The 15,131-nt window shown below is 40.9% G+C and carries 10 protein-coding genes and 1 tRNA gene; 3 read left to right on the top strand and 8 right to left on the bottom strand.

The genetic code is table 11. The features are described 5' to 3' along the window. Positions 1-78: 78 nt before the first annotated feature. From KBF71_04415 to KBF71_04385, 7 genes are all read right to left on the bottom strand, one after another. A complete protein-coding gene (locus tag KBF71_04415; protein MBP9877561.1) occupies positions 79-1,689 on the bottom strand; it encodes an ABC transporter ATP-binding protein in 1,611 nt (536 codons plus the stop codon). Between the two features lies 1 nt (position 1,690). Next, positions 1,691-2,722, bottom strand: a complete 1,032-nt coding sequence (locus KBF71_04410) for an ABC transporter permease (protein ID MBP9877560.1) — start codon at positions 2,720-2,722, stop codon at positions 1,691-1,693. 35 nt (positions 2,723-2,757) lie between these two features. After that, the gene (locus KBF71_04405) at positions 2,758-3,879 is read right to left on the bottom strand and encodes a microcin C ABC transporter permease YejB (GenBank protein ID MBP9877559.1); all 1,122 of its coding nucleotides are present in this window, start codon (positions 3,877-3,879) and stop codon (positions 2,758-2,760) included. A 9-nt stretch (positions 3,880-3,888) separates the two neighbouring features. Continuing rightward, on the bottom strand, positions 3,889-5,697 hold the full coding sequence (locus KBF71_04400; GenBank protein ID MBP9877558.1) for an ABC transporter substrate-binding protein: 1,809 nt from the start codon (positions 5,695-5,697) through the stop codon (positions 3,889-3,891). Positions 5,698-5,829: 132 nt separating this feature from the next. Further along, a complete protein-coding gene (locus KBF71_04395; protein ID MBP9877557.1) occupies positions 5,830-6,372 on the bottom strand; it encodes a cytochrome c family protein in 543 nt (180 codons plus the stop codon). Between the two features lie 127 nt (positions 6,373-6,499). After that, entirely contained in the window at positions 6,500-7,915 is a 1,416-nt protein-coding gene (locus KBF71_04390; protein ID MBP9877556.1) for a M48 family metallopeptidase, read from the bottom strand. Positions 7,916-8,045: 130 nt separating this feature from the next. Further along, on the bottom strand, positions 8,046-10,871 hold the full coding sequence (locus KBF71_04385) for an Rne/Rng family ribonuclease (GenBank protein ID MBP9877555.1): 2,826 nt from the start codon (positions 10,869-10,871) through the stop codon (positions 8,046-8,048). Between the two features lie 559 nt (positions 10,872-11,430). Between KBF71_04385 and KBF71_04380 the strand changes: the two genes are divergently transcribed. From KBF71_04380 to KBF71_04370, 3 genes are all read left to right on the top strand, one after another. Beyond that, positions 11,431-11,506: transfer RNA gene (locus tag KBF71_04380), tRNA-Trp, on the top strand. 52 nt (positions 11,507-11,558) lie between these two features. Beyond that, on the top strand, positions 11,559-12,881 hold the full coding sequence (locus KBF71_04375; GenBank protein MBP9877554.1) for an RsmB/NOP family class I SAM-dependent RNA methyltransferase: 1,323 nt from the start codon (positions 11,559-11,561) through the stop codon (positions 12,879-12,881). A 268-nt stretch (positions 12,882-13,149) separates the two neighbouring features. Further along, complete coding sequence (locus KBF71_04370) at positions 13,150-13,968, top strand: D-alanyl-D-alanine carboxypeptidase family protein (protein MBP9877553.1); 819 nt, start codon at positions 13,150-13,152, stop codon at positions 13,966-13,968. Positions 13,969-14,217: 249 nt separating this feature from the next. Here the strand turns inward: KBF71_04370 and KBF71_04365 are convergent, their stop codons facing one another. Then, positions 14,218-14,943, bottom strand: a complete 726-nt coding sequence (locus KBF71_04365) for a fibro-slime domain-containing protein (protein MBP9877552.1) — start codon at positions 14,941-14,943, stop codon at positions 14,218-14,220. Positions 14,944-15,131: the final 188 nt, after the last annotated feature.

Genomic DNA, 15,131 nt, shown 5'->3' with positions numbered 1-15,131 from the left:
TTTATTCCAAAAATATATCTATCACATTGGTTATATAAGACACTATATTGAATTTTCTGCAAATTTACCAGTTCTGTTTTATAAAATCGCAGATATCAACTTTTGTGTATAAGGATGAGCTGGGTTCTGAAACAAATAATCTGTTGGTCCTTTTTCAACAACTTTTCCTTCTTTCATCACAATAGTTTGATGAGCTATGGAGCGAATAACAGCAAGATCATGACTGATAAAAAGATAAGAGAGCCCCATTGTTTCTTGTAATTCTTTGAGCAAACCTAATATCTGAGCCTGAATTGTCAGATCGAGCGCAGATGTTGGTTCATCTAATATCAGCAGACGCGGCTTTAAAACAAGGGCTCTTGCAATTGCTATTCTCTGGCGCTGCCCTCCTGAAAACTCATGTGGATAGCGCATCATAACGTCCAGATTTAAGTGAACACGATCTAAGACCTCTAAAACCCGCAGTTCGCGCTCTTCTCTCTTCAATTTAGGAAAATGAACTGTAAGGCCTTCTGCAATAATTTCTGCAACTGTCATCCGCGGAGACAAAGAACCATAGGGATCTTGAAAAACAATTTGCATGTCCTTACGCAAAGGCCGCATTTCTTTTTCTTTCCAATTTTGAATTTGTTTGCCTTCAAAAATAATAGACCCTTGGCCATCAACCAATTTCAACGCCGCAAGACCAAGACTTGTCTTGCCTGAGCCACTCTCTCCAACAATACCAATTGTTTCACCTTGTCTTACAGCAAATGAGACATTATCAACGGCCGTAAAGTAACTTGTCACCCGCTTCAGCCACCCTGATTTGATGGGAAACTTAACACTCATATGATCAGCCTTCATCACTGTCTTTGCGCCTTCTTTTAAAGGCTCTCTCACTCCGCTAGGCTTTGATGATAATAATTTTTGTGTATAGTCATGTTTCGGCTGCTTAAAAAAATTCTTTGCAGAACCTTCTTCAACAATCTCGCCTTCTTTCATGACACAAATATGATCCGCCATCCTTTGAACAACGCCCATATTGTGAGAGATCAGCAAAATTGCCATCTGGAATTTTTCTTGTAAAGATTGCATCAAGTCAAGAATTTGCTTCTGAATTGTCACATCTAAAGCTGTTGTTGGCTCATCTGCAATCAGCAAATCAGGATTATTCGCCAAGGCCATCGCAATCATAACGCGCTGTCTTTGCCCGCCTGATAACTCATGCGGAAAGGCTTTGCGTTTTTCAAGCATCTCTCCAAGACCAACCAATGTCATTAACTCATCAATACGATTTTCACGATCATTTGAATTCAATGTCTGATGCAAATCAATCGCTTCACCAATTTGCTTTTCAACTCGATGTAATGGATTTAGTGATGTCATTGGTTCTTGAAAGACCATACTGATTTTGGCGCCTCTAATCTTCTGTAGATCAGCCTCTGGCATCACAATCAAATCATCGCCATTAAACAAGACCTCACCAGTCACCTTTGCAGCCTCTTTCGGTAATAACTGCAAAAAAGAAAGAGCCGTCACAGATTTGCCTGATCCACTCTCACCAACCAAAGCCGTTGTCTTACCCGCAGGGATATGAAAGGATATTCCCTTGACCGCATGCACAGGGTTATTCCCTTGTTCAAAGGTAACTGTTAAGTCTCGAACGTCAATCAAGTTTTTCTGCTTTTGCTTTGGTGCACCGCTCATCTTATTTTGTCTCCGACTGTAAGGTTTTCCGAGGATCAAAAGCATCTCTCACGCCTTCACCTATAAATATCAAAAGAGAGAGCATCAAAGCAAGGACAATAAAAGCCGTAAGGCCGATCCAAGGCGCTTGCAAATTTGCTTTTCCTGTTGCCAATAAATCACCTAAAGAGGGCGATCCTGCTGGCAGTCCAAATCCTAAAAAATCAAGAGCTGTCAGGGTTGTAATGGCACCATTTAATACAAATGGCAGAAAAGTAAGTGTAGCAACCAATGCATTCGGTAATATATGGCGCCTCAAAATTGTCATTTTAACCACACCTAACGCATGCGCAGCTCTCACATAATCTAAATTACGAACACGCAAACATTCGGCCCTTACAACGCCAACCAAATTTGACCATGAAAACATCAGCAAAATCAATAATAACCAAATTGCATTCGGCGTTATGATGCTCGAGAGGATAATCAAGATATACAAAATCGGAAGACTCGACCAAATTTCAATAAAGCGTTGTAAGTATAAATCGAGACGCCCACCCCAATAGCCTTGAACAGCGCCCAAAAAAACACCAATTACAGATGAGAAAAACGTCAAAGCAAGCCCGAATAAGACAGAAAGCCTGAAACCATAAATCAGTCTGGCCAAAATATCTCTGGCTTGATCGTCTGTTCCAAATATATGCCTCAAAGAAGGAGGTGCTGGCGATGGATGCTCTTCAAGATAGTCTATCGTGTTATACGAGTATTTCAGTGGCGGCCAAATCATCCATCCCTCTCGTTCAATAAGGGCTTGCACATAAGAATCACGATACTCAGCTCTAATCTCTAAATCACCACCAAAAGTTTTTTCAGTATAAAAGCTGACAATCGGCACATAAAACTCACCCTGATAGTGAATCAACAAGGGCTTGTCATTCGCAATCACTTCTGAAAAAAGGCTCACGACAAACAAAACCATAAAAATCCAGAAAGAATAGAGACTCCGTCGATTTGCTTTAAAGAGAGCAAGACGCCTTCTGGTTAAAGGAGCCATCAATGATCGTTTCTGAGACTGCGCGTTAAATGTTGTCATGCATTCCCTCTTGTCTCAAAGTCAATTCTTGGATCAACGTACATGTATGTCAAATCACTAATCAGGTTCAAAACCAAACCTAACAAGGTGAAGATAAACAATGTTCCAAACATAATTGGGTAATCACGCGTTAAAGCTGATTCAAAACCTAAAAGACCAAGGCCATCAAGTGAAAAAATCACCTCAATCAACACGGAGCCTGTGAAAAAAATGGATATAAAAGCAGAAGGAAAACCAGAGATCACAATTAACATGGCATTTCTGAAAACATGCCCATAAAGCACTTGATTCTCAACACACCCTTTTGCACGTGCTGTCATGACATATTGCTTACCAATTTCATCTAAAAATGAATTTTTAGTCAGCATTGCTAAGCTTGCAAAACCACCGATCACCATTGCAAACACAGGCAAGGTCATGTGCCAGAGATAATCTGTTATTTTACCAAACCAAGATAGGCTATGCCAGTTGCCAGAGACAATCCCCTTCAACGGAAAAAGACTCCAATAATCACCACCTGCAAAAAGGACAATCAAGAATATAGCGAATAAGAAACTCGGAATCGCATAACCAACAATAATTACAGCACTTGTCCAAATATCATACAATGATCCGTGCCTGATGGCTTTCTTAATACCAAGAGGAATTGAAATGAGATAAACCAACAGTGTTGTCCAGAGACCTAGAGAGATGGATACAGGCATTTTTTCTAGAATCAAATCAATCACCTTACCGCCCTTGAAGTAACTCTCCCCAAAATCAAAAAAAATGTAGTTTTTGATCATCATAAAAAACCGCTCGTAAACAGGCCGATCAAATCCATATTGTTTTTCAAGCTCCTTAATAAATTCAGGATCAAGACCAGCAGAACCTGTATATTTGCTTGCATCGCTGGATGATGCACCCCCTTGTTTTAATAGATCAAGATTCTGTCCTTTGCCCAGCTCACCACCAGAGCGATCTAACTGATTTGAAACAGCATTCCCTCCTTTGACTTTAGAGATGATTTGTTCAATCGGCCCTCCTGGTACAAATTGCACCAGCAAAAAATTGATCAGCATGATCACAAAAAGAGTCGGAACCATCAAAGCCAATCGTTTTAAAATGTACTGTATCATCTGGATCCCCTATACCTTCACATTCCCATAAGGGGCACGGTCAAGTTCCTTTTGCAGCTTTTCATCTTTCACAGGATCAATCCACCAGGCCTCTGGAAAAGAAAGACCATATTTGGGTTGTATCTCTGGATAAGCAAAACGATCCCACCAAGCCAAACGATAGTCACCAATGTAATAAAGAGGGATCACAATATGATGCCATAAAAGAACCCGATCAAGTTCTTTAACTGCCAACTTCAATTCTTCCCGAGATTCGGCGGCTAAAACTCTATCCACTAGCATATCAACAAAAGGGTCTTTAAGCCCTGAATAATTCGCACTTCCTTTTTGATCAGCAACGGCACTTGTCCAATAACCAAGCTGCTCTGTTCCTGGATTCAAATTCTGAGGCATTACGATCATCGTCATGTCAAATTCAAAGTCCTCAAGTCTCTTCTCATATTGAGCGTCATCAATATAGCGTACAGTTGCGAAGATCCCAATCCGCTCTAGATTTCTTAAAAAAGGCTGAATCAGCCGATCCATTGTTCTGGAATCTTGCATAATTTCAAAAGTCAATAATAAACCGGTTTCTCTATGTTTAAGTTTACCATTTTCCAAAACCCAGCCGGCCGCCTCTAACAAAGCCAAAGCCTTTGTTATTTCAGGCCTGATATTTCCATCTCCTTTTGTTTCAGAATAAGCAAAGGTCTCTTGCAAAAACCCATTAGGCAATGAGGGAAGATAGGGTTTAAAAAATGTTTTTTCAGCATTTGTTGGCAAAAGAGGCGCTGCCAAATCCGTATTGTTAAAAAAACTATGAGAGCGCACATACTGATTATAAAAAATACTCTTATTCGTCCATTCAAAATCAAACATCAGCGCAATCGCCTCACGCACGCGCACATCCAAAAAAACGGGCCTTCGCATATTAAACACAAAAGCTTGCAACCCAACAGGATCAGAATGTTTAAAGGCTTGTTTTTTCATGCGTCCATCTTGAATAGCTGCAACACCATCATAGGCCGTTGCCCAGTTTCGAGCGACATTTTCAAGATGAAAATCATAATCGCCCCCCATAAATCCTTGAAACATAACGTCCGAATCTTTGTAATAGTCAACCATGATCTGATCAAAATTATATTTTCCGCGATTCACTGGCAAATCTGCGCCCCACCAATTGGGATCTCTCTCAAAAACAATCCTATCACCCGGGTCCACATAAGCAATTTTATAAGGCCCTGATCCATTTGGTACAGCCAAGAGATCATTGTCAAACTTACGACCCTGCCATGATTTTTGGGATAAAACTGGCAACTGTCCTGTTATCATGGGCAACTCAGAGTCATTGACATCTGTAAAAATAAATTTGACCTGGTCTTCAGCTGTTTTCACTGCTGTTTTCACACGTTGATAGTAGTTACGATACACAGGGTAGCCTTCTGATTTCAAGACATTGAAACTCCAAATCACATCATCAGCTGTTATTTTACTCCCATCTTGAAAACGCGCTTTTGGATTGAGCTTATATTCAATCCACTCATAATCGTCAGCCACGCGCATCAATTCAGCTACAAGCCCATAATGTGTATATTCTTCATCTTGCGAGGCAACAGCTAGCGTTTCATAAACAAAACCGGTATTTGTTGCAGGCGTTCCTTTTAAAACAAAAGGATTTAAACTATCAAAAGTCCCTTGTGAAGATAACTTTAAAACGCCGCCCTTAGGGGCATCTGGATTCACATAATCAAAATGTAAAAAATCAGCCGGATATTTAATATCACCTTTATAGAGAGAAATAGCATGAGACCATTCTGTTTCATGAGCGAATAACCTCAAGGGATGTGAGATAAACAATAGGAAAACAAAGCAAGAGAGAAATAAAGGGAATAACCTACGGCAACAATTTTGTATGCTGTTAAACCAATATATTTGATTCTCTATCTTCACGGGCTCAATCCCATATCTCCATTATTGCTTTGGTAAAGGGACCGGATTTGGACTCAATGTACGCAGCCATGCAATCAAATCCGCGCGCTCATCATCCTTCTTCATGCCAACATAAACCATCTTGGTTCCAGAGGCATAGGCTTTAGGATTATACAACCAATGATTCAAGTCATCATACGTCCAAGTACCTTTTTTATCTGAAAGCGCAGTTGAATAAGCAAAATCTTTGCTTGCTTGTTTTGCACCAACAATATTGTATAAATCAGGACCAACTTTGGTAGCTCCACCCTCTTCAAAATTGTGGCAACTTACGCATTTAGATGATAATTTTTGACCTTTGGCAAGATCAGCTTTTGCGAGCAGTGCTTTAATGTCTCCAGGTCCGGTATCTTGTGCGCCTGCGGCACCTGCAGCGCCTGTATCTTCAGCAACCTCAACAACATACGCATTTTCTTTTAATTCAACTGGGTGAACCATCACTCTTGAAAAAAAGCCTGCTAAAGAAGCGATTAAACCCGCGAGCAAAACAGCTCCCATTACTTTATTCCACTCAAAACCAGACATCCAAAATTCCTCGTTTTTCTTGTTGTATATATTATTTTTATACTTTTTATTTTTATAAGTGACTCTATATTAAGCGATTACCGCAAAAATGTCGATCCCTTTTCTATATAAAATCAATTTTTGATCGTTACTTCTTTTTAGTTTTCTTTTGAGAAACGTCATCCTCTTCGCCCAAAATATGGTACTTGAGATCTTGTAACTGGATGAAATAGGGTGAATTTTTGGGCGTCTCAGCAATTGCTAACTTCAAATAGCCTTTTGCTTTATCATTCTCTTCAAGCAAATGATATTTCTTCGCCATTGCAAAATGCATCTCACCTTTACGGCCTAATTTTCCCATATCTGTTGCCAGCAATTGCCAAAAATGGGTATTCTCTTCAGATTGATGCAGCACACGCTTCAAATGTGTTTCGGCCTCTTGCCAATTTTGCTGCGATTCTGTTTCAAGCATCGCATGAACCAGATCTAAACGCAAACCTGGCGCATCTGGCAATAATTGAACAGCACGCTTATACGAAACAATAGCATCTGCGATTTTTGAATGTTGAAACAAAAGCTGGCCTTTAAATTCATGAAAAAACGGATTGTCTGGTTCTTTTTTAAGAAGCTCTTCAGCAATCGACAAGGCCTCTGTCATTTTCTTTTGCTGAAACAGAGCATAGGCATAGCCATACTTTTCATCGATGGTTTCCATTTTTTTGAACTTACGCAATGCTTGTTGCGGATGAAAATAACCCAAAAATTTGGCCCTGAGTCTTTTAAATTTCTCCTCATAATCAGCTGGATAAGGCTTTGCAACATAAGGCGATTTCTCATTAAAAATCCGAACAGATTCAATACGATCCTTTGTCATCGGGTGAGTTCTTATAAATGGATCTTGCCGTTCTGGTGGTAACAATTCCTGATCCGCAAGCTTCTGGAAAAAGTCCTCAAAGCCTTGCGCCGAGAATCCTGAGGCTGATAAATATTTTAAAGCGGCCTGATCAGCTGACGATTCTTGCGCACGAGAGAAGGACAGAAATGACTTCTGAGCCATGCCCATTCCCGCAAAAACAGAAGCAGCGCCCACTTCTGCATTTTGAGTCGCAAGCCCCGCGCCCAAACCAATTAAACTTGCAATTATTGTCTTTTTGTTGGCGTTTTTCATGGCTTCAGTTCCCTTGATCACATGACCGCCAGCAATATGACCAATCTCATGGGCAAAAACACCAACCAATTGACCGACATTATCAGCCTTTTCAATCAAACCTGAATGAACATAAATCTCCATCCCGCCAATAACAAAAGCATTAAGTGAATTATCTCTGATCAACTGGAACTGAATGAGGGATGGGTCAAGGTGAGCCGCTCTTAAAATAGGCATCACAAAATACTTGAGTGTTTCTTCCGTCTCTACATCAGAAACAAACTGAATCTTACCTCTTTTTGCGGACGAGACACCTGGTGAGATCATCATAGCTGAGCAAAAAACCATCGCCACAATCATGACGTTCAAAAAAGCACCTCTTCTGATCCCTTTTCGCTCAATACGATTAACAGACATCGTCTATCTCCTTTTGTTTATCAGCTCAACAGAACTGACTAAGATATCAACTTATCCCACCAACCTCTTTTAGGCTCACGTGTTTCTGCTTCAGGCCCAACAACCGACTTCCTTTTAGATACGGCTTTTTTTATCGATTGGACTTTTTTTTTACAGTTTCATCCGCACTATCTTGATTTGCAGATTCTGCAACAACAGGTGCGATGACTCCTTCTGCTGGAGCACTCATCTCAGAAACATTTTGTGATTCTTGCGAGTCCTTTGGCTCCTTTGTTGGACGTGGCCCTCTTCGGCGGTATTGTGATCTTCTTGGGCGTCTGCCGTCTTTAGAATCTGACTTTGCAGAATCAGCTGCCTCTTCTGAAGTTACCACTGGCGCCTCAGAAAATTCAGTCTCCATAAGCGGTTCTTTTGAAAATTCATCGACATGAGATGCAGACTCACCAAAATGCTCAGATTCTGGGGATGCAGAGGCGATCAAATTCTCTTCAGCCCCTTCAAATGACTTAGATTCATTTTGCCCTGTTCTGCCTGAACGACGGTTACCTCGTCTTGACCTACGTCTATTGTTCCGAGACCCACTTGCATTTGGTTGATTCTCAGATGAATCTTCTTGCTCATCATCTTTTCTTGATTCTTGTTGGTCAAGCGCCTCTAGTCCTTCTTGGTCAACATCATCTAGATCGGCAGGAAGATTTTGATCCTCGTCTGATCCTTGACCTCTCGTGTCTTCATTTGAGATGCCTTGACGTCTTTGACGGCTTGGACCTTTTCTTTTTTCACCCGATTTTTGTTGATCTTGAGCAGACCTATGGGATGTTACTTTGATTTGATGATATGAACCAACCAATTGATCATCTGTTTCAATGATGATCTGAATGTCACAACTACTTTCAATCTGATCAATCTGCTGTCTTTTATTATTCAGCATGTAAAGAGCCACTGAAACCGGAACATACAAAATCAAACTCTGAATTGTTTGATCATGCGTGACCATTTCTTGAATTTCACGCAAAGCTGCAAGGGCTGCTGACTCTTTTGAGCGGATATATCCTGATCCTGCACAATTTGGACAGGCCGAGAAATGGGTTTCAAAGATACTTGGGCGTAATCTTTGGCGTGATAATTCCAAAAGGCCAAATTGTGAAATATGACCAATTTGCACTCTGGCTCTATCGTCTTTTAGACCTTCTCGCAACGTTTTCTCAATGATCCCATTGTTCCGAGAATTATCCATATCAATAAAATCGATCACAATCAACCCAGCCAGATCGCGCAAGCGTAGCTGTTTGGGAATCTCTTGGGCAGCTTCCAGGTTCGTCTTAAAGGCTGTTTCACGAATATTGCGCTCTTTTGTTGCGCGCCCTGAGTTAATATCGATAGAAACAAGTGCTTCAGTAATATCGATCACCAAATAACCGCCCGATTTCAAACGAACAATCTGGTTATGAATTGTCTCAATTTGTTTTTCAAGATTGTACTTTACAAACAAAGGCACGTCACGGTTTTGATACTGAATCACTTTGCGCGTATGGCTTGGCAAAAGCATACGCATAAAATTCTTGGCTGTCTTAAAGCCTTCATCACCATCAACAATAATTTCATCAATGTCACGACTATACAAGTCTCTAATCGATCTTTTCACAAGATTTGCTTCTTCATAAACCAAAGATGGCGCTGTTGACACAAGCGTATCCTCACGGATTTGATCCCAAAGCCTGAAAAGATACTCAAGATCCCTTTTAATTTCGACCGTGTTTTTGTTGATCCCTGCTGTCCGAATAATCACACCCATGCCTTTTGGCACATCAAGATCTTTAATGGTCTCTTTTAATTTACGGCGCTCTTGGATATCCGAAATTTTTCTTGAAATCCCGCCGCCTCTTGGGTTGTTTGGCATCAAAACACAATATCTACCTGGTAATGACAAATAGGTTGTGACTGCAGCGCCTTTATTCTGACGCTCATCTTTAACCACCTGAATCAAAAGAACCTGTCCTTTATGAAGAACCTCTTGGATCTTATACATGCGGTGAAGTGAAAAATTCTTAGACTCTGACCCTTGACGCTGACGACGGCGCGGATTTGATCGTCTGTTATTCTCTCTCTCTTGACTTGAATCTAAACCTTCATCTGGCACTTCAAACGGAGATGCATCCGAATGATCGATGTGATCCAAGTTGCTCATGAAAGCATTGCCTTCATCAACACCTTTGGCAAAATCAACCATCGGTTGATCAATGATATCCGAAGATACAACAAATGGATTGGTTGGTTTTTCAACCTTAAGAGCAAAACTCTCATAAAGGTTAATCTCATCCTCTGAGGATGAGACATGCTCTAAGGGTGCAGGAATTGAATCAATCGTTGGCAGAACTTCAGCAACTTGTTCTGTAACTGCCGTTTCTGGCTCTGCTGGAACGGGTGCAGATACGACATCCGCCTCAGGTGTCTCTTCTACAACTTCAGCAATCACCGGTGATTCAGCTGATACATCTGCACTCATCTCTTGTGTATTCATTGCTTCTGTTGGCACTTCGGCAAAGTCATCAAATGGACGATCTGGACTTGGAGGCAAGTCTTCATCATTGCCTTCTTCTTCATCTTCTTCCAGAAGACGTTCTGCCTCAGCGATTTGCATTTCTTTTAATTTTTCACGATCTGCAACAGGGATTCTGAAATAATCAGGGTGAATCTCTGGGAAAGGCAAGAAACCGTGACGATTCCCGCCATATTCCACAAAAGCCGCCTGCAGAGATGGCTCTATCCGAATAATTTTTGCAAGATAAATATTGCCTTTTAGTTGTTTAGAAGATTCAATTTCAAAATCAAGCTCTTCTACTTTACCTTGATCTACAACAACGACGCGTGTTTCTTCCCTATGTGCTGCATCGATCAATATCCGTCTTTTGCGATTCTGTGAAGAATCGTTTGTATTTCGTCCCTTGTAACTCATAACTATTAACCTCTTTTAGGGCTGATTGCACACTATGGCAACCGCCGCTTTTTAAATATCTGAAACGCTGATGCTGTTCTTGATAAGATGACCTCAAAACAGCAGATACGAACCCATTTCCAAAGCAAGGTAAAGTCCCCGTCATCAGTGCGGAGATTTGATTTATTCTATTGTTATTATGTACAAATAGAGTCATCTTTTCCTTAGCTTCGCTCAATTTTTTACATAGCCTTTTCATTAAATCCTTGATAGCCCTGCTATCAAGCCACTATGTACATTCAAATTTTGTCATCAATATCCAAGATAATGTTTACCGATCAAAATTACAATAAAAAAATCAGCACAAAAAAAATGATAGAATCGCTTGAAAGGGGCTTGATTAAATTCACAGGACTATATATAGTCTTTCCTATAAAGATATACCTATCGCCAGATAAATGGGGATTGGTAATATACCAAAGACCAGATAAAATTATACTATGAACGAGGAGCGAAGTGTAGTTTACCTACATAAGCGACGAGTGAAGCAGTAGAATTTTAAAATGGTGTTTGGTAATACAGGAGTGTAGCTCAATTGGTAGAGCACCGGTCTCCAAAACCGGGGGTTGATGGTTCGATCCCGTCCACTCCTGCCATTATTTCGATTCGATCCCTTTTGGATACTCACATTATTTACATTTTAGGCCCATGACCAATTCTTCTAGACAAGCGTCCCCATCGCCGCGACAAGCTGCACTTAGACTCATTATTGCATCACGACTTGATAAGTTGACCTTTGATGAGGCAATTCAACAGGAAAACCTTTACAAGCACTTTAACCCTCAAGAACGAAAATTTATCCGCTCGCTCTATGCTGCTTTTTTCCGGCACTTTGGCCAGACTCAAACCATTATGAAGCTCTTTTTCAAGCCTAAGAGCGATCGTAGCTTTAAGGAAGCCGCCTGTCTGATATGCTTAGGCCTCACAGAACTCCTGTTTTTGAAAACAGATGATCATGCGGCGATCCATTCTGCCGTTGAACTCTCAAAAACCAAGAAACTTGCTGGTTTTCAAAGCGTTGTGAATGCGGTTTTACGCAGATCTCAAAGAGCACGAGACAATGGTAGCCTTGCAAAGAAAGTTCTAAGTGATGATGTCCTTGCCGTCCCTTATTGGATTCAACGCAAAATCCAACCATTGCTTTCCAATGAAGACCTCATTAAGCTCGCCCAAATCTATCAATCAACACCTCCGCTTGATCTTTACATAACCCAAGATGCTGAAAAATGGGCTGAAACGCTCAAAGGCGACCTTTTCCCTCCTGCAACCATCAGGATACAAAACCCTGAAGGCCAAATTGAAAATCTTGAGGGCTTTTCAGACGGGGTCTGGTGGGTTCAAGATCTCTCTGCAACATTGCCTGTTTATTTATTCTCAGACATTAAGGGCAAAACTGTTCATGATCTCTGTGCAGCCCCTGGTGGAAAGTCTTTGCAACTCGCCCATTTAGGCGCACATGTGATTGCCTATGATAAGTCTGCAGACCGTCTTGAGCGCGTTAAAGAAAATGCAGATCGCACAAAGCTGCCACTTACCATTGTGGAACAAGATTTCTTTGATTTTAAACCAACTGAATTCCTTGATAACATTCTTCTTGATGCTCCTTGTTCTGCGACAGGAACCATGCGCCGCCACCCAGAGCTTGGCTGGATCAAGGAAGAAGAAGATATCCTCCCTCTTTTAAGCATGCAAAAGGGAATGCTCCGCAAAGCATCTCGCCTCCTTGCCAAAGGCGGCACACTTGTTTACTGCACCTGTTCTTTATTACCTGAGGAAGGCGAGCGTCAAATTGAAACTTTCCTCAAGGAAAATCCTGATTTTGAAACCTTTATCCCTGATCAATTCCAACCCCTCATTGCGCATTATCAATTAAAGGCACATGATAATATGATTCGCACCTGGCCTCACTCTTTTGAGGGACAAAATGGGATGGATGGCTTTTTCATGTGCGCCATAAGACACAAGAGATAAAAATGTACAATATTCTAAGATAAGTCGAAAGCCAGATGCCTCATCCCGTCATTGCGAGCCCGTTAGGGCGTGGCAATCTCACAGCTTTGAAATCATAGATCGCCACGTCGCGGCAAGCCGCTCCTCGCGATGACAATTATACTAGCTTCAATACTCCTACAAACAACTTGCTTTAAAAAATGCGCAACAATATACTGCTTTCAAAATAAGTATTCCAGGATAAGCTCCCTTGAACTTCAGCTCATTAAAAACAATAGGATTTCTGACCATGGCTCTCATTTCAACCACCAGTTATGCCGACCCTGACTCAATCACAGCACCAAAGGCATGGACCACACCAACAATCCCGCCTCTTGTGTCTGAAAATGTTTTGTATGTCCCTATTGCTCATCAATCCGTGAAAGATATTCCTCTCACAGAATCAGGTGATGAACTGATTGATCTCCTGACTATTGACAATCCTAGGCTCAGACCTCTTTCAACCTTTCATCCTCAATATGCAAATAGTTATGAAGGCTATTCGAAAATCCACAAAGGCGTTTATGAGAGACTTCTTGCTATGCTCGACACCCTGCCCGATGATGTTGGCATCGCTTATTTTGAAGGCTTCCGGACTCTTGCGAAGCAAAAGGAATATTTCGACGCGAAATTTCAAGAAGTTCTTCAAACCATTCCAGATAAAGAGATCGCTTATAAAGAAACGTGCAGACATATTTCACCCTTTATCGACAATATTCCAACCCATACAACAGGCGCTGCTATTGATATTACTCTTTTTCGCACAAAGGATAATGAGTCTGAGCTTCTTGATATGGGCAAGTTTGATGTTATTTTTGGCCCAAATGATCAACAAGATACTTTTTCTCAAAATACAACGATGCTTCAGCGGCAAAATCGCCTATTGCTTCTAGAGGCAGCTGCAAAATCTGGCCTTGTGAACTACGGCTTTGAATGGTGGCACTATAGTTATGGAGACAAAGTCTGGGCCTCTGTGAAAGGCGAAAAAGCAGCTATCTACTCAATTGCCGACAATAAGGATGATCCAATCTTAAAAATCAAGAAAGAAGACTATTTGAAGGGCTTTTAGGGATGGCAGAGCAATAATCTATAACCGTCATTCAGAGTCGCCCCATCCGGGCGACGTGGAATCTCATAAAATTAAAACTTAAAGCAATTCTTATTGAGAGTTCGCAGAGACTCCACGGGCCTTTTAGGCCCTCTGAGTGACGAAATTCAATATTTGCAAAAACCTTCAGTGCTTAAAAACATAAATTTTAAACATACACAAAAAAAGAGGGGCGAACCCCTCCTTTTCATTGATCACTCATTCTTTTTCTTATTTTTTACGACGCGCAAGGCTTGCACCAATCGCCCCAACTAAACCGAGGCTGAAGAGACCAAGAGTTGATGCTTCTGGCACATTATTCTTGAAAACAATACTTGTTGTTGCTTTAAAGTTTGATTCAGTTGTATGACGTTCAGCAAAGAACAGATCGAACGAATGTGTCTGACCAGCTGTCAATCCTAGTGTATCAAGATTAACTGAAGCACTTTCAGCTCCATGGATACCACCTAGATCGATCACAAGTTTGCCATTAATGAAAACCCACAAATCATCATCCCCTGTAAAGCTGAAAGTCTGACCTGCTTGATATGTAAAAGAGGTTCTCATTTCCATTGTAAAGTGATAATTGTGAGGATTACCTTCATTACCAAAGCCCAGTCCATCGATCGGGAAAAACGATGAATTACTGAATTGATATAATCCATTTCCTGGCACTGTTTCAGTAAAGGTAATAACTTGATTGATCGGTATATTTGTACCTGGGACATCATCATACCAAGCTTGGAAAGAAGCAGCACTCTGAACTCTACCTACAGCATTACTACCACCGCCCGCAAGAATATAAACTGGATCTCCATCACCCCCTAATAGATTAGATACCATACCAGTAACGAGACCACTGATACCACCTTCCATGTCAGAATAGGTCTTTTGAAAGTCTCGAATTGTAACATTTTGATTATAACTTGCTGCCTGTGCTGCACCTGCATAAAGCATTGTTCCTAACGCAACTGCAAGTCCTGTTTGTATAAATTTTCTCATTTTTTACTCCTCTTTTTATTAATCCGGCAACATGAAGTAGTCGAAAAAAATGTTGCATGTTTTATGGAATCTTGATATTATGAGCTTATGAAGAAACCAGATTTAAGAAATTCAACCAAAGAAATCCGCTTAGAAGTTAGGCG

Source organism: Alphaproteobacteria bacterium (genome assembly GCA_018063245.1).
Lineage (GTDB): Bacteria > Pseudomonadota > Alphaproteobacteria > JAGPBS01 > JAGPBS01 > JAGPBS01.
This window is presented reverse-complemented; position numbering and strand designations above follow the sequence as displayed.